This is a genomic window from Marinimicrobium sp. ARAG 43.8 (assembly GCF_050113635.1).
GTDB lineage: Bacteria > Pseudomonadota > Gammaproteobacteria > Pseudomonadales > Cellvibrionaceae > Marinimicrobium.
In genome coordinates, this window is the sequence record NZ_JBNJLT010000001.1 from 132666 (window position 1) to 149549 (window position 16884).

Here is a 16884-nt window from a genome sequence, read left to right on the forward strand (position 1 = left end):
CGTTGGTACAGCTCCCACCAACGACGAGAGGCATGGTAGTGAGATTACTTTGGGTAAACCCCAGGAGGAACTACAATTATATGTAGCGTAGATTGTCGTAGAATTTAGGAAAGAGAGATGGACCTATTGGCTCTTGTACGAGCTTTAGGAATAGTTTCGTGCCCGATACATATGTGCTCAAATGTAAGCGTTCATTCTACAGCGTTCTACCCAGCCTGAATATCGCGCGATAGCATAGCCTCTCATTCATTGAGGAGGCAGATCATGACCAACACCTACACACCCCGTCGCAGCACTGAGCAATGGCAGTCCCTGGTCGATCAATGGCTGCAGAGTGGCCAGTCCGCCAAACAGTTTTGCAAAGAACAGGCGTTGGGCTACGCCAGTTTCTGCCAATGGAAAAGGCGTCTTGCCCCATCGGATGAGAAAGCCACAGCTGATGAAACTTCATCCCCGGAGCCCTCGTTTATCGACCTGGCATCACTCGGGGCGTCTGAGCCTGGCGGTTGGCACATCGTCTTGAGCCTCGGTGGCGGGGTTGAGCTCACGCTGAGTCAACGCTGATGTTCGTTCCCAGCCAACAAGCGCGGATCTGGTTGTGCACCGAAGCCACGGATATGCGTAAATCCTACAACGGCTTGAGTGCTCTGGTAAAAAGCCATCTGGAGCAGGACCCGTTGAGTGGCCATTACTTCGTGTTCGTCAATCGACGCAAGACGATGATGAAGGTCTTGTACTTCGAGCCGTCGGGCTACTGCGTGTGGAGCAAGCGCCTGGAACAAGGCCAGTTCCAGGTGCGCACGTCAGCAACCGGGAAGCGCTGCTTAACCTGGACCGATTTGCAGTTGTTGCTGGACGGCATCGAAGTGCAAAAACACCGCCAGTACAAGCGCTATCGGCATGCGGCCTAAGGGCTTGGCTGGTATAATCCCCCGTATGGAAACGGTCGACAACAACCCACTCAATACTGATGCGTCTTTGCTCTCCTACCGAGAGGAAAACCGTGCGCTGCGCGAAGAGAATGCACGCCAGAAAGAACAGTTGGCGTCCTTCGAGCAGCGCCTTCGCTGGTTCGAAAAACAACTGTTCGGTCAGAAGTCCGAGAAGCGTCCGGTGGACAACCCGCATCAGCCTGGCCTGGATCTGGGCGAGACGACCAAACCACTCGCCCCTGAAGGCGAGAAGACCACCGTCACATACCAGCGTAGCACCGGCAAAAAGCAGCGCCCCGATGACTGCGTAAACGATGCCGGGCTGCGCTTCAATGACGACGTGCCGGTGGAGGTGATCGACCAGCAGCCCCCGGAGCTGTCTGGTCCTGAGGCGGATCAGTACGAGATCATTGGCATCAAAACCGTGTATCGCTTGGCTCAGCGCCCGGCCAGCTACGTCGTGCTGCAGTACAACCGCCCGGTGCTCAAGCGCAAAGACCAGGAAAAACCTGAGTCCTGTCCGGCCCCGGACAATGTTCTGGAGCGCAGCCTCGCCGATGTCAGTCTGCTGGTGGGCCTGTTGGTGGACAAGTTCCAGTACCACTTGCCGTTGTATCGCCAGCACCAGCGCATCCAGAACGCGGGGGTCACACTCAGCCGCGCCACACTGACCAACGTGAGCAAACGGGCCATCGAGTTACTGCGCCCATCGTTCAGGCACAGATGGATAACGTGTTGCGTAGCAAAGTGTTGGCGATGGACGACAAATTCGTCAGGAACGAATTTGAACAGCCGAAGGCTGGCCCGTTAGGGCGAGTCTCAGGATGAGACGAGTAGTCCCGATCAAAGCCGGAAAATCCGGAAAAGGAAAAATGAAACAGGCGTGGTTCTGGCCCCTGTATGGGGATCAGCACGAGGTGGTGTTTACCTACTCGGCCAGCCGGGGACGCCAGCATATTGAGAACACGCTCAAGAGCGCGTTCGAAGGTACCTTACTCAGCGACGGTTACGCCGCTTATGCCCGCTATGCCGAACAGTGTGAAGGCGTCACTCATGCCCAGTGCTGGACGTATACGCGCCGACAGTTTATCGAAGCGGAGAACGATGAGCCGGAGGCCGTCGTCGAGGCGTTATCGTTAATCCGTCAACTCTACCAGCTAGAAACCGAAGCGGCGGAAAAGGCTTTTAAAGAAGATGCCTTACGAGAGCACCGACTGACGTATAGCAAACCGGTAGTCGACCAACTGTACCAGTGGTGCAATCAACAGTTGCAACGCAACAACCTGACCCCGAAGCAGCCGTTTACCCGAGCACTGAATTATCTCTTGAACCGTGAACAGGCGCTGCGTGTGTTCCTTGAAGATCCGGCCGTACCGCTCGACACCAACCACCTGGAGCGAACGCTGCGGTCCATCCCGATGGGACGGAAGAACTGGATGTTCTGCTGGACCGAAATCGGGGCGGAGCATGTGGGCATTATCCAGAGCTTGATCAGCACCTGTAAGCTGCATGGGATCAATGCCTACACCTATCTGACCGACGTACTGCTTCGAATCAGCGAGCACCCGGCCAGCCGAGTGGAAGAGCTGACACCCCGGCTGTGGAAGGACACCTTCGCCGATCAGCCGCTTCGATCAGACCTCTACAGGACCGTCAACCACGTCTCTGAATGAACGGTTACGTAGGAACAGCGCTGCAACAGCGGCTGAATTGAATCATTGATACCTCGACTGAGCTGGTTATTGTTGACAATATACCGTAATTTAACCACAGCCTCTTTCGTCACACAACCAAAGAAACCGTAAAGCTCTAGCCGGATACCCGCAGGGTCTGTTCGCGACCGTTCAAAATTGTGACTTTCTTTGAAGTTTTATAGGATAGTATCACTATATGGAAAGTCTGCTTTACTACCTTAAGCTACCTCCCATGGTTATTGGCACGCTATTGCTTGCTCCTTCGCTGGTGCAGCTAGCACCAGCGATACTTCTATTGTTCATGGCGCCGACTTATTACTCAAAACGTCGCCGATACAGACTGCGGTTAACCTCCTTCGCAGCTTCGACCAATGGTGTATAGGGGATATCAGTCACACTGACAAAGCCGACATTATAGTTTTCACCGTCATACGCCCTACCCGTCAAAGGCGAATCAATATACTGGAACCAATGTACTCCGACGAAGTATGGGTTATCGATCACACTGTTGACATACTTCTGATATTTAACCCCTCTATCTTCCTGAGACTCCGCGTGAATCAATCCAGGATTGAGCATTCCGGAGTCCAACGCTCCATTGTGGAATTCTCCGATAATGCTGGGCATGTCCAAATCACTCAAGAAGTCCCAAAATACATCGCTAACGGCCTCCCGGTAGTAATTGTAGCTCATGACATCCACATGCTTAGCGGCGGCATGCCGTACCTCCGGCGTCATGGCCCAATCCGCAAACCTTGCCCCCATATACAGATGGTTTGGCATAAGCTCATCCATGGCCTCACCTACAATACGGAAGTACTCAGAGGCATAAAGCTCCAGCAACGCTGCGAGGTCTTCCACCGTAGCGTCAGTGAACTCTTTGAGCGAAACCCCCTCTTCCAGCTCTTCCCAGTTTTTGAGTGATAGGTCCCAAGACTGATTTAAAGCTTCAATGTGTGGGTACTGTTTTCTTAACTGCTGCACAAACGCCGCTTTACTAGGGCTTTCGTCAGAAGGACGTGCCAGAGTGTTCAACACGAGTCCATACTGAGATTCTACTGACCCCATAATGCCCCAACTCATTTCATTATCGATAAAAACACCGACGCACCACGGGCTGTTGTTCACTTCTTCCCTGATCTGCTGCACCGTAGCGTAAGCGCGGTCTTTGAACCTGGGATCGAACGGATCTGGCAATGCGCCCCAGTAATCGTTGCCACTTGAAACCGTTTTAAAGTCTCCGATAATCCAACCGTTGGCAAAATAGGGGTAGTTCTTCATCTCATAGAACCCGGGGTCGACCCAGTTTCCAAACGATGTAAAGCCCCAATTTTCCATACGGCTTATGGTGGTCTTTCGCCATTGCGTCATGACAGCATCAATGTCATTAGACTGATACTTTCTTGAGAGATTAGCTCGGTAAAAGCTATAGGTTTCGCCTCGCTCCATCGCCCCTGAGTGCACCTCTCGACGATAGCCAAAGTGCTTACCCAACGGATCATCATAACCTGGCAACCACGTAAACATATCCGCACGCAACGGCGACCGAACAAAACGCGTATCCCATGCCTTTCGAGGCGCTCGATTCAGACCAAGGGAGTCCTCTGGCGTAAAATCATTCGAGTCTCGCTCGGGTATCAACGAATGTTCGAAATCATAACCAGTCATTGTTGAGGTGTTAGCCATGCGAACATTGGCGATACCATTGGAGAAAAACAGGTAACCCTCTGGATCAACCAGTGTCCACTGCCCCTGATACTTTTCCACTCTGTAAAATCCAGTGCCGCTTAGCTTCGGGCCGGCGCTCCAGCCATGAAACCGTGACCGCTCATAGGCAGGCGAATCTTTAAACTCACTTTTTTCGGCGGAGGAGGCTCGAATCAGATCATCGACACTATGTACTTTTTGAGAAAAGTCCTTTTTTGCGTTCTGCCCGAACTTATCCACAAGACCGGTGAGATAATTATCATTAAACGCTTGGGGCTCCACCGCCCTCACATTATCAATAACAAGCGTTTTGTCGCTCAGCGCTCCTCGCACATCAAAACGAATACCCTCAATAGCAGAAGTGTCGATCTGTTTCGTTCCCCCTCTCCAGATCAACGCCTGGTAATCGTTCTTCCAACTTTCGGGGTTTGATCGTATGCCGGTTTCGATCTCCAGCTCAGGAACGTCCACATCAATCGAGTACTGCTGGCTGGAGTTCGCGGGAACAGCAAAACTACGCATTTGAAAATCGCCATGCACGTCTGTCGTGCTAACGTACATACTGACCGATTCGTCTCTAGGGTTGGCAAGATCAAATACGAGTGAAACATTGTCGAAGTCGCTCAGGTCCCATGGAGTATTAGGTCTCACTGTAAAACCCGAGATATGGCTCTCCGAAGAATGTAGGTGAATCTCAGCAGCGCTACCGTCCAACTCACCATGGGTGACACTCGCCTCCAACGGGATAATTTGAGTGACATCCGATGCTTCCGAGAAGTCCAGCAACATTCTCTCTTTGGAAGTCTTAACTTCTACTTGGCTGCAAGCAGCGATTAAACTGGCTGATAGGGCTAGGCCCACGGGAATGAGTGATTTCATTACTACCTCTTGCTTTGAGAGATTGTGTTAGTTCGCATTAGCTTAACAATGTCCTGCTGGGTCAAAGCGGTATCAAATATGAAAACCTCATCGACCGCCCCTCTAAAGAATCGATTGACTTTCTCTGTGTTGTTAAGGTCATCAAAAGCGATATTTCTTCCCATCATCAGTGGTTTTGATTTTGGGTGGCTCAAATCGGTAAAGACTCGCGCAATGGACTTATCGGAGCTTCGTTCAAGCTTTCCATCTATATACATCAAAACATGGGTAGACAGATCCGCGTTATCTCCCCCGAAGAGCACGATGGCAACGTGATGCCAACGGCCATCACGAAGATCGGTGGTCCCCACAATCTCGGCCTCATTTGTACCGATACGAATGCGTCCAAGAGGGCCACTGACTTCCAGAGGGTTGACAGATATCTGCCAGGCTGACAGCTTATCCGAAAGCCCCCAGCTCAGGATCCCAAACCCCTGATGCGGCTCAAAGTTCTCTGGAACTCTCACCCAGAATGCCACGGTGCGAGGTTTGCTACCGCCAATCCCAGGAAACTCGGTACTCAGCCACTGACTGGATCCGTCAAAATACACGGCATTGTTAAACACTCCGGATATGGTATGGGGGCCATCAACACCTAAGGTGCGAGGCATCGCGGGAAAGCACTGATCGTCAATGCCAGGTCCTTTACAATCAAAACGTCCGTCAACATTGTCAAAATCCCAATGCAAGTAATGAGGATCCCGATATCGGCGCCCGGGCAACGTTCGCATAAATCGGTTCGGGAGGCTCTCAATCACCTCAACCTGGCGGCCAATATCAAATGCTCTCGCATCGTTCTGATAGAGGTTCTCATACTCAGTTGCGTGGGGGAGTTTGACTTTCACCTCCCCCTCCAACACGTGAACCTGAGACGATCCGGAGCCGTCCACTGTGACACCGAACTCGGTTCCCAAATCCACAATGTTGGAAGTCGGCGTATCAACTGAAAAACCGATAGCTTCAGGAGGTACTTTCGCCACCAAGGCTCCCTCCGTCAACAAAACCCTATCGGCGTTCTCGAATTTCAGGCGCGCGGGCGATTCGAGCAACAGCACGACCCCGTTGGTGAGAGAAATTTCCGCATAGCCGGTCGATAGGTGAAAGTTTCCTGTCGCAATACTCTGTCCAGGCCTCAAGTGGGATTCTGTGCCAGCCAATTTGCTGATGCTGCCCACCGCCGTTGCCTGTTGATGCGAATTTAAGATGCCGATAAAGAGCGCACAGACAATGCTAAAAGAGATTGCAACCGCTGAGATTAGCCAGCGCGATGAACGCGTTGAAGACTTTCCTCGCTGAACCTCCTGGATAACGCCAGCGACAAAGCTTTGCCCGGATTTCGCATGAACCGTGTGCTTCAGCAAACGGTGCAGCCGGACTTGTTGTCTCAAATGGATTTCTAGTGTCTCATCACCTTGAACGCGCGCAAGCAACTGCCTCCGGGCACCAGGGTCTCCTTGAAGATAACGTTCTATTAGCTCGGAATCATTCGAATTCATGGCAGCCTTAGAAACCTCTATTGATGCACGCTCGCAGCTTTTGACGATAGCGATTGAGCCGCATCGTCAACGTCGAGTGGCGTATGCCCAGTGCGTCCCGCAATTCGTGCAAGCTGTACCCTTCCCCGTAGTACAATCGAATTGTACGCTGTGCCTCATGGCTAAGTTTCAGTAAACACTGACGCAACACGCTCAGCGTAGCTTCATCTTCTAGGTCCGATCCGTCCTCTGGGTCTCTATCAAGCAACTGCGCCAAGTGCTCTGGCTCGGTTGGCTCGACTCGAGCCTGCTTACGCTGATGGTTACGCAAGAGATTCTTGGCAATGGTCACCAGCCACCCGCTGAATGCGGCAGGCTCTTCCAGAGAATGCAGCTTTCTCCAGGCCACCACAAAGGTCTCCTGAGCCAAGTCGTCAACGTCCCGGCTGTGGTCAGTGCGTTGCGCCAGATAGCTCCGAAGGCGATCCTGATAATGACGAACCAACCACTCAAAAGCCTGCACATCACCACGGCGCGCCTGATCAACCCAGCTAATGACACGGTCAGCGTCGCGCTGCTTGGTGATGCTTGCCAGGCCCATGCCCACCACACCTTTATTCCCGTACACCTTCAAGGTGTACTTCAAAAAGTGCTGCCGGCACCAGGTCAGAGGGGTGCGCTAGGCGCAATGTTAACTCCTTGGTCTCCAGCGGTGTGGAAAACTCCACAACATTCACCCCCTGGTGGTTTTCGTTGCACTCGTAAACCACATCACCCTTGTCATCGAGAATCTTATAGCGCTGCACACAGAACGGCATAATGTGTTCTGGATGCTCCATAAGGACGGTTTCCAACGCATGATCATAGTCACAATCAAAGAACAAGCGAAGTTTGGTAAGACAAACCGGTTTCTCCCATTGATAATGTATAGCCGGTTCTGGGTCTTCTAGATCAGCCACCCAAGCATTGCTTTTGACCCAAGGCCGCGTATAGCCATTGTGTAGATACCCGAGATCGTATAGACGGAGAGGCTTTGAAAAACGCAAAGCCAGATTATGGCCGCCGGGACGACGGGCGGGTGTCCATATCTCAAATTCATCGATACCACTGTTCTCAGGAGCGACCTGTTTCCCCGTATTCGACACAGCCTTATGCTCTTTATGCATAACGGTACAGGTACCACTCAGTCGCCGATCGGTAGTCGCCAGCTCGACATCTTTATTGGCAATGAAACAGATAAATCCATATTGGCACTGCTTAACATGCGCATTAAAATCAAGTTCAATATCGGTCTCTCCTTCAGCGATTTCCAGACTTTTTGAGGACAGTATCTTTTCAGGTGTGAAGTTCTGACGTTTTTCACTGACTCGGAGATGAACCTCAAGCTTAGTGGCGCGTTTAGCTCGAGCCTTCAGACGAATGACCGGTAAATCCCCTTTCGGCATAGGTAGCATCTGCGCGATGGATTCAGTTAAATTGAACCAACCATGTTCAGGCCCAAGATCCGTGCTTGTATAGCTACTACTCGCGGAAACCAGCGCCTGACGGCTTAAGCAGAGGTTTTTATCAATAGGGATTCCTGGAATACTTTGCCCCAACAGGTTCAGCTCTTGTTGGAGTGTTTGCATCGACGGTGGATCAAGCATCGCTTTTGGATCGAAACCGTTTTTCACGCTCATCGCTGCCGCAGTGCCTACGGCTTGGCCTCCGTTTGCACAGGTAACCATAACGCGACTGGAGCCAAAGGCTACGTGACTGGCACTGATAATACGTCCCGCCAATAGCAAATTATCAATATCCCGGCACAAATAACTGCGAAAAGGGATCTGGTAAACCCCCTTTGCATGATACTGCGAGCAAGGAGGCTTGTCGCTGTATATTCCCTCGGCAGGATGTAAATCGATAGCCCAGCCCCCATGTGCTATGGCATCCTCAAACTCCCGCTGTTCGACGATATCCTGCTGTTTTAGCATGTACTCCCCGTCGAATCGACGGCTTTCCCGTTTTCCGGGAATGGTTCCAACCCATTCAAGAGTCAGATTTTCGACATCCTCGTAGCGGCCACTATTCTTTATATAGTCCCAAATACCGTATACTATCTTCCAAAGCTCCCACTTAATCTCCTCTGTTTCGTAAACGGTATCTTTAATGCCACCGTATTCCAACCACCAGAACTTACAGCCACTATCACCACTTTGAATGTTTTTGCTACGGGGCAACGCCCCAATTTCTTCCTGGGTGTAAGCAAAATCGGGGGCTTTATAGTGAACAGGGTGATTCATACGTTTGCTGTATAAGAAAAGAGAGTGCCCCAATAGATCCTTATTCGCAGTAGACGGCGCCATGCCTTCCCCAAACTCGTCTCGAGCTTCTGCGCCAATTCGAAAACTGGCACCAGCATTAAAGGCCACCAGACCATCACCTGTTGCATCTATGAAGACGCCGGCTGTTAGGCGGTAATGGATACTATTCTGACTGCAAAATGCATCGCAGTAATCGATTCGTCTGGGAATCGATTTATGTACTTGGTATACAGCGGTATTTAGTAGCAGAGAAATATTCTTTTCGGCGACGACTTTGTCCAAAAGCACCGTATCCAGTATGAGAGGGTTACCCATCGGGTTGCGATAAGTGTTTTCCAGCATTATTTCATTGATCAACCCACCTTCTCTTGAATATCGATTGTTGTTCCCCATATGAGAGGTCGCTCCCAACGCCCAAAGGCGAACTTCACTGGAAGCATTGCCACCCAACACCGGTCGGTCCTGCACAAGAGTGACTTTTGCGCCCGCTCGAGCGGCATTGATCGCTGCACAGACGCCAGCCAAACCACCGCCTGCAACCACTACATCCGCGTGTACATCTTCACGGTAATTATTGCGCGCTTGTTTGCAAAATTCTTCACGGATCATATTTCTACTCTATCACGTCGCTTGTATCGAATTTAATTGTCTTCTACCGAATCACTGCTGGTATTTTCTTTAGATATCGCTTCTTCTCGTGCTTCACGAGCTCTCAGGGCCTTTATCTCTTCGGATAACCCCTGGGAAAAGAATGCGTCTGGCCCCCATTTAATCTCAGTATTATTGGCTATGTTCGACCTCGGAAATTTGTTTCTCAAGTCACAATCAAACCGCCCCAAAAAACTGAACTTTCTATCGGGCTTGTCGTGATCACAAAAATGTGCCAAACCCCAGGTAAACCCTTTTCCTTGGCCTTCACTAATAAAAACATCCGGTATGTAAGGACCGGCACCCACAGGCATCAGCGATGTTACCGCCGCAATATCAAAATTAATGCCATCCGGAGAGTATTGAATGGTATTACTTTCGATTCCGTTCCTTATCGCAAAGGCCGCAACGCCGTTGCCAAAACGAAATACGGTGGTTTCATGGCCAGAGTTCAACACTGGATTCAATGGATGTTTCACAAAGGGCCCTAGCGGATCGTCAGCAATCGCAACGCCATTCCCGACCAAGCAGTCCGGTTTGTCGCCAAATGCCGCTTTATAGTACACATAGATTTTTCCATTAATCACAATCGGATAAGGGTCGTGTATCGAATATTGATCCCATTCACCGGGAGCACCATTCGGAATAACGGCATCAGCGCACGGAGTCCATGGCCCGTCTGGGGAATCCGCTGACGAAACACTAACGGGGCAATGGTCGCCTTTTAGGCCACTGGGCTCTTCAAACGCCTGGTAGTACAGATAGTACTTCCCTTTCCAGAGGAGTATGTCCGGCGTAGAAACCGAACGCCAGCCAGGCTTGGGCTTGTTTGGCCTTGGCACCGCAATGCCCTGCTCCTCCCAATGAAATCCATCCAGCGAGGTGGCATACCAGATGTCGCTTAGATCCCAGTCTGTTGAAGGGATGTCGTCAGAGCAAAACTCAGCGCCACTCGGTGGAGAGATCGTGTCTCGCTTGGTGTACCAGACATAGTACTTACCGTTGTCACAGATGATTTTGGACGGATCCCGCCGAGACACTCTCCCATCCTCAAGGCCATAATCAAAACCCGTAATCCGCGTGTACTTAAAGCTGGTAAACAACGGATTATCCTCCGGCCTAGGGGTTGGATAGTTTGAGTATAACCGCTCCATTGCTCGACTCAACGGCCTATCAGGTCGGGTTCTGGGAATATCCCAGGGAAAACCTTTGGTTTTTTGACTGTTCTCAACAGACATACAAAACTCCAACTAGAAAATCTACCCACATTATCAACAACAGACTCAAGCCTATATCATCGACCAGCGGGCCCCGGCGGTGAAGTCCCGGCCCTATACCCCCAAATTCCGAGAAGGATGATAGCGCCACCTATTGAAGCGACCAGGGCGCCACTCTCATTTGCGATAAGCGACAAACCCAGCATGATGCAGCCGGTAGCGGCAACCCCCAGAGACACCACCTTGTTCCCCCACCGGTTATCCTCTGAGTGGGTCTCTTGACTTATAGAGCTATCGGCCTCTTGTCTGGACTTTTCGATCTCCCTGTAAGCTTTGTACTGATGGGCATCTTTGTGTTTGATTCGAGCATAGATCTCTGTCAAGCCCAACAAAATGACGGGCAGGCCAATACCAACGACGGTCTCTGCTTCACGGTCAAGGCTTAACCCCCAAAGCGCAGGAGCCGCGAATTTCAGAAACCCGTTGACCGTGAGTGTCACCAAGGAGACACCCAACAACAGCTCGCCTCTCTGGTACTTTGAAAACAACGCCCAAACCGGGGGGAGAAAAAGTGCGCCACCTGTCATCGCCGCTAAAGTAAATACAAAAGAGACGATCCCCCCCATATGGGGAATCAATAGCGCGACCCCGATAGTGATCATTCCCAGCACAACAGTTGCCAGTCTTCCAACACGAACCAAGTTTTTTTCAGATGATTTCGGTCTTAAGTTCTTGTAAACATCATTCGCAATGACCCCCGAAAACAGGTTGATGGCTGTATTCACGGAACTTGATGTTGCAAAAATCATAGCCCCCAGCATCAAACCCAACATACCGACCGGCAGTACTTCCTTGCAGATAAGAAGGTAGGCACCCTCATTATCCAAACCGTTCAAATCGGGATTGATAACCCGATAGATCATCGGGGGAAGCATCCAGATAACTGGGCTTACAAAATACAGTGCACCAAAGAGCAGGCCTACTTTCTTGGCGTCACGCGGAGATGAAACTGATGTATAGCGCTGTACATAGGGCCAATTACCCGCAACAAAGAAAAGATTGTAGAGACCAAACACAAAAATAAACGTCCAGCTATAATCGCCACTTACCAGATTGAAGAAACCCTCCGGTGATCGCTCGATAAATTCATTGAATCCACCTACCGCCTTCAACGAAAGAGGAACCACAACAATGACCGCAGCTGTAAGAACCGCAAACTGCAAAATATCCGTAACAACAACAGCCCACAGCCCTCCTACAGCGGTGTATACCAAAATTACACTACCGAGAATAAAGATACTTAGGGACAAGGGAATGCCGGTACTCACTTCCACAATCTTGGCAACCGGGTAGAGAAATGCGCCCGTTGAAAAGCTGCCAATCAGCAACAGAATGTAAGTATACGTTTTCTGAACCGGTGCACCCAATCGATCTCTAACATACTGCGATGCCGTTAGCACTTTGGTGCGATTCCAACGAGGGGCGATGTAAAGCCCCACGAGCAACCCGGCAACCGCCATGGTCCACTGGATGGTAATGGCGACAAGTCCTTGACTATAGGCAATTGAACCCCATGTAACAAAAGTTCCAGATGAGAAAAAACTCATAAAAAGCGATAGACCACTCATCCACCATGGGAGCGCCCCACCGGCGGCATAAAAGCTTGTCATGTTCTTTCCAGCCCTGGAAAAGCTCATCCCGCAAATCAGGACCAAAAGAGTAAAAACGCCAATAACGCCAACATCTACAAAATTCATACTAAATTTTACTTTTAGTTGATGGGTTACCAGACCGAAAAACGACGGGCTGGTAACACATCTGTTTTCGGATTACCTAGATCGTGATGGTTACTGGCGCTTTGTGTAGTATCGAACCCAGTCCACTTTCATACTTGTTCCGTCAATCGCTTCGGTCACAGGCCCCGCAATATCAGCCTTTAAAATGGCCAAACTTAACAGAATGGTCGTATCGCTGAAGCAAACATTATTTCGCATCTCGTAAAAGAGCTCGCCATCGAAATAGAAACGGAAGTAATCCTCGTCCCACTCCAAACCATAGCGATGCCACTGTTCGGAGTAGTCTGCAACCTCCTTGGCATGATACTTGGCGACACTGACCCATTGGCTTCCATCGTGGTACTCAATGTTGTAATCGCTGATCAGGTTCCGGTACTCTCCCTTGGAGGCCCCATACTCTTGCAGCCAGCCATTCCTAAATTCAATCTGACTTACCGGTACTTCTTTGTCCCAACTCAACTCCAGCCATTTTGGACCGTGTTTCTTGGACACCCAACGCGTGTTCTCCCTTCCATCTATGGCGTAAACCGATTTTGACGGGAGCTCTTCGAAAACCCCATTGGTTTCAATATCAGTACCTTCCAGGACGGCCAGGTTGTCACCTTTGCTGTACCCTTCGCCGGGCTCCGCTGCTACAACGCGAAACTCAGACACGTGGATGGAAGCCGGATTATTGGATGTCAGCCTGACTTTTCGGGTATAGACAGGACGTTTCAGGTCAACCTTATGATCCGGCGAACCATGTAAAGTGTGATGCAGCTGATCGTCATCATGTGTCACTCTTCCACTGGGCAAGGTATAGGTGTCTGTCCAGTTATGGACATTGGTATTGATGATGTTTGGAAAATGCCCCTCATTAATATCGATTTCGCAGGCTTTATCGCCTTCTCCAACCCCTTGTTTAGGCCACAGCCAGAATGAATTATTGGTGCCATAAGCACCGGCATACTTCATTCGAGCTTCGTAATAGCCATACCCAAAGGTCTCTTTAGTCCAGACGTTTCCTGTCGTCCAATCCTGACCTCCTCGACTCTCCTTTTTGCTAAGCAAGTAAAGAACTCCATCTTTTACCACAGCATTATCCCGCCAGCGACTACTAAGTACCCACTCATTCTCGGTTGGACCGTTCTGGGATATCCAATTTTTATCCAGATCATCATTTGAATAATCAAATTCGTCATTCCACTTCATGGTCCATTGACTTAAGTCAATATCACCGTCCGCACTCGCGTGAGAACACGTTGCCATAGCGGCAACAACGATCATGAACTGTCCGATACCATTCAAAAAATTAATACGCATACCGTTACCCGTAAGACATTTAGTAATTTAAACTCGGCCTTCCCATCCAGTAAAGACATGGAAAGACCTATACACGAACTGCACTTTATCGGACTCTATGTCACAGCGAAAAGCGCAACGACACCCCATAGGATGGCCCATATTGAACGATACTTCTCGTTGCTTCAGGAACTGTGTTATACAGACGCTGACTGGTATCGAGAAGGTTCGTTGCCTCAAGATTCAAACTAAGCTGGTCATTCACGTTCCAGCTAGCTGTGAGTGACAAATCCTCATATGAGTCCTGATAGATACCGGACCCACTAAATCCCAACCTGTCCAAAAACTCATCACGCCAGTTATAGGCGAGACGGACACCCGTCGGCCCCTTCTCCCAAAAGGCTACAAAGTTTATGTTGTTCTCGGACAAGCCCGGCTGGGGCAACTTATTTCCAGAGGGATCTTCAAAGGGTGTTGTACTCTCAATATACGAGTAAGTTGCCATGACACCCAACCCGTCAAACGGCGAGGGAAGGCGAGGATACGATTGCTGGTACAAAAGCTCCAGGCCGTCAATGGACCCACCATCACCGTTGATACCTCTAGAGATAAGACCCTGGTTGGATCCGTCCAAAGGATTGACAAAATTAGGGATTGTTTCCGACGTCGTTTGCTGTACCACAAAGGACTTGATGTCCTTCGCAAAGTAACCCAAAGATGCGATTCCCTCGTCCCCGAAGTAGTATTCGATGGAAACGTCCAGCTGATCAGCCTCAAAGGGTTTTAGTTCTGGGGATCCGCCAGTTCCGTTACCACTACCGAAGATCTGTAAATCGTTTTTCAGATCGCCGGTGTTCGGGTACGACAGAACACGGGCAGCGCCCGCTCGCACAACGACATCCTCAGAAAGGTTTGCCTTCACCACTGCCGAGGGAAGCAGGTCGTCATTGCTGACTGTTGTCACTATCGGAGACGGCTGCTCACCTTCCACCCTCAGAGTACCCGTCGAGGCAAGCTCTCTGGAAAGGTTTCTAGCACCCAGGTTCCCGGATACGGGGACAGCGCCCAACTCTGTATAGAAATTAATCTTCCCATAAAGCGCGACGAAATCCTCCTCCACGGTGTTGTAACTGGGGGAGCGGGTATCGCAGCCCAACCCCGGATTGTTGCCTTCGGAATATGCTTCTGTCTGCGCGGGATCGGGATGGCTACGATAAAATTGCTCCATAACGGTGCATCCACCGGCCTTCATCACTTCCGAGGCAGAGAGGTAAGACCGCGGCATATCAGGTGCCTCGCCTGAGAGAAAATCAGGACTTGACCAAACTGTGGTAAACGCTTCCAGCTGGTCCGCAGGCGTAGCCGGACGAAGATCCACCGAATTATTGCTAAATTTAGTCTCAAGTGACGACCAGCGAGCCCCATACTCCAGGCTAAGCGCGTCCGTCAAATCATGGTCGAAGTCAAAGCGAAAGGCCGAGTGGTCAGTTTGGTACTTCAGAACGCTATCAAAAAGGATCGATAAATGCAGTTCTTCCGGGCCGTTAACCACCGTATTGCCAAAACTGTAGGAAGGATACTTGGGCCGATAGTCGTAGGGCGTTGGGGTGGCGTTGTTCGCCTGCAGCCTGAAAAAATTCTGATGTGACCGGCTGTCCGAGTTATTGAAAGACAACTCGGAGGTCATCTCAATGGAGTCGGTGACCGCCCAATCGAAGTTCAGGGCGTGGGTAACTACATCATTTGAGAAGCGAGCGTACTCCACGTTGGTTTGAACCGGGCGGTGCACCACTCCCTTATACATTACCTCATTCTCCGAAAGTACCGCGTCCGTATGCGCACCAAACCCAGAGAATACACCCAACCAGTGGCGATCCCGTTCAGACTCAATACTCGACTCCAGCAGGTCATAGGTAAACTCAGTATTGTCAGTCGGCTGCCATTGGGCGGTAAAGCTGTAGCCAGCCCGATCGCGTGCATCATCAATCTGCCAGAACCTCGGATCCTGATGGTAGATGCCAAGCACGCCGTCTCCGTTCGGGTCCGGGTTGACCAGCTCGCCACCGGGCCCGGTGACGGCATTATATGCGTCTTTATCCTCAAAACTTAGGCCATTTGACAACCGTGTGTAACCAGAGAACGTATTGAACCCATCTTCGCGTATGGCGCTTTCCCCATAAGAGCCACTCAGCTGGAAGCCGAGCGTGTCGCCCAGAAACGTGTTCGACACCAAGAAAGACCCCTTTCCTGTTGTCTTTCCTGCTAGATCCCCATACTGAGCGGAAACGGTGCCCGAGGCGACCAAACCGGCCTTGTCTAACGGTTTTGCAGTGACAATGTTAACTGTACCGCCGACAGCCCCCTCGATATCATCGGCGGCCGAAAGCTTTGTTACCGTCAGCCGGGAAACAAGATCTGAGGGTACGAGGGACAACAAGCCGTATGACGACGTCGTCAAAGTGTCCGGCCCCTGACCGCCGCGACCTGCCGCGTCGTAAACCTCTCGACCATTAACCAACACCACATTATTTCGCAGCCCCCGGATAGAGATAGACGTTCCCTCCCCGATCCCTCGATCAACCTGCACACCGGACACCCGCTGGAGTGATTCTGCAATATTCGAGTCCGGCAACTTACCGATATCCTCAGCAACAATCGCATCAACAACTTGCGCCGACTCTCGCTTGATATCCTTCGCTCTGCCAAGGCTCTGCCGGATTCCCGTTGTAACAATCTCTTCTATCACCGGGTTTTCATTCTGTGAAATTTCTTGGCCAACTGCGGGCATAGCCAGCAACCCAGTCAATAAGATTGTCTTGGATCCCGCTGCCATCATGATTGCGGTGGCAATCGATCTTCTCTTTAGTCGCACTGTTATCTCCTGAGTATTGTTATCTTTTAAACTCATTCGCG

Annotated in this window: 10 protein-coding genes and 1 pseudogene; 3 read left to right on the forward strand and 8 right to left on the reverse strand. The window is 50.7% G+C overall.

Annotated features, from left to right (window positions below; translation table 11 throughout):
- Positions 1–264: 264 nt before the first annotated feature.
- From tnpA to tnpC, 3 genes and pseudogenes are all read left to right on the forward strand, one after another.
- Positions 265–564, forward strand: a complete 300-nt coding sequence (tnpA, locus tag ACQCLF_RS00530) for an IS66 family insertion sequence element accessory protein TnpA (RefSeq protein WP_426984279.1) — start codon at positions 265–267, stop codon at positions 562–564.
- On the forward strand, positions 564–911 hold the full coding sequence (gene tnpB / locus ACQCLF_RS00535) for an IS66 family insertion sequence element accessory protein TnpB (RefSeq protein ID WP_426984280.1): 348 nt from the start codon (positions 564–566) through the stop codon (positions 909–911). The genes tnpA and tnpB overlap by 1 nt, the downstream gene beginning before the upstream one ends.
- A gap of 73 nt (positions 912–984) precedes the next feature.
- Positions 985–2605: pseudogene (gene tnpC / locus ACQCLF_RS00540) on the forward strand (IS66 family transposase); the annotation flags it as partial.
- 336 nt (positions 2606–2941) lie between these two features.
- On the opposite strand, the gene ACQCLF_RS00545 reads toward tnpC, so the two are convergent.
- The 8 genes from ACQCLF_RS00545 to ACQCLF_RS00580 form a co-directional block, all read right to left on the reverse strand.
- Positions 2942–5212, reverse strand: coding sequence for an agarase (locus ACQCLF_RS00545; RefSeq protein WP_426984282.1), 2271 nt, complete (start codon positions 5210–5212; stop codon positions 2942–2944).
- A 2-nt stretch (positions 5213–5214) separates the two neighbouring features.
- Positions 5215–6747 carry a LamG-like jellyroll fold domain-containing protein gene (locus tag ACQCLF_RS00550; protein ID WP_426984283.1) on the reverse strand — a complete coding sequence of 511 codons (1533 nt, stop codon included), beginning with the start codon at positions 6745–6747 and terminating at the stop codon, positions 5215–5217.
- A 7-nt stretch (positions 6748–6754) separates the two neighbouring features.
- Positions 6755–7372, reverse strand: coding sequence for an RNA polymerase sigma factor (locus tag ACQCLF_RS00555; protein ID WP_426984284.1), 618 nt, complete (start codon positions 7370–7372; stop codon positions 6755–6757).
- Positions 7341–9638, reverse strand: coding sequence for an FAD-dependent oxidoreductase (locus ACQCLF_RS00560; protein WP_426984285.1), 2298 nt, complete (start codon positions 9636–9638; stop codon positions 7341–7343). Before ACQCLF_RS00560 ends, ACQCLF_RS00555 begins: the two co-directional genes overlap by 32 nt.
- A gap of 32 nt (positions 9639–9670) precedes the next feature.
- On the reverse strand, positions 9671–10915 hold the full coding sequence (locus ACQCLF_RS00565; RefSeq protein ID WP_426984286.1) for a glycoside hydrolase family 117 protein: 1245 nt from the start codon (positions 10913–10915) through the stop codon (positions 9671–9673).
- 56 nt (positions 10916–10971) lie between these two features.
- Positions 10972–12651 (reverse strand): sodium:solute symporter family protein, encoded by a 1680-nt coding sequence (locus ACQCLF_RS00570; RefSeq protein ID WP_426984287.1) that lies wholly within the window; start codon positions 12649–12651, stop codon positions 10972–10974.
- Between the two features lie 90 nt (positions 12652–12741).
- Positions 12742–13992, reverse strand: a complete 1251-nt coding sequence (locus tag ACQCLF_RS00575) for a glycoside hydrolase family 16 protein (protein WP_426984288.1) — start codon at positions 13990–13992, stop codon at positions 12742–12744.
- Positions 13993–14092: 100 nt separating this feature from the next.
- Positions 14093–16879, reverse strand: a complete 2787-nt coding sequence (locus tag ACQCLF_RS00580; protein ID WP_426984290.1) for a TonB-dependent receptor — start codon at positions 16877–16879, stop codon at positions 14093–14095.
- Positions 16880–16884: the final 5 nt, after the last annotated feature.

What these genes read in the sequence shown, in the direction of transcription:
- tnpA (WP_426984279.1), top strand. Translation starts at nt 265, where the DNA reads ATGACCAACACCTACACACCCCGTCGCAGCACTGAGCAATGGCAGTCC.
- tnpB (WP_426984280.1), top strand. Translation starts at nt 564, where the DNA reads ATGTTCGTTCCCAGCCAACAAGCGCGGATCTGGTTGTGCACCGAAGCC.
- ACQCLF_RS00545 (WP_426984282.1), bottom strand. Translation starts at nt 5,212, where the DNA reads ATGAAATCACTCATTCCCGTGGGCCTAGCCCTATCAGCCAGTTTAATC.
- ACQCLF_RS00550 (WP_426984283.1), bottom strand. Translation starts at nt 6,747, where the DNA reads ATGAATTCGAATGATTCCGAGCTAATAGAACGTTATCTTCAAGGAGAC.
- ACQCLF_RS00560 (WP_426984285.1), bottom strand. Translation starts at nt 9,638, where the DNA reads ATGATCCGTGAAGAATTTTGCAAACAAGCGCGCAATAATTACCGTGAA.
- ACQCLF_RS00565 (WP_426984286.1), bottom strand. Translation starts at nt 10,915, where the DNA reads ATGTCTGTTGAGAACAGTCAAAAAACCAAAGGTTTTCCCTGGGATATT.
- ACQCLF_RS00570 (WP_426984287.1), bottom strand. Translation starts at nt 12,651, where the DNA reads ATGAATTTTGTAGATGTTGGCGTTATTGGCGTTTTTACTCTTTTGGTC.
- ACQCLF_RS00575 (WP_426984288.1), bottom strand. Translation starts at nt 13,992, where the DNA reads ATGCGTATTAATTTTTTGAATGGTATCGGACAGTTCATGATCGTTGTT.
- ACQCLF_RS00580 (WP_426984290.1), bottom strand. Translation starts at nt 16,879, where the DNA reads ATGAGTTTAAAAGATAACAATACTCAGGAGATAACAGTGCGACTAAAG.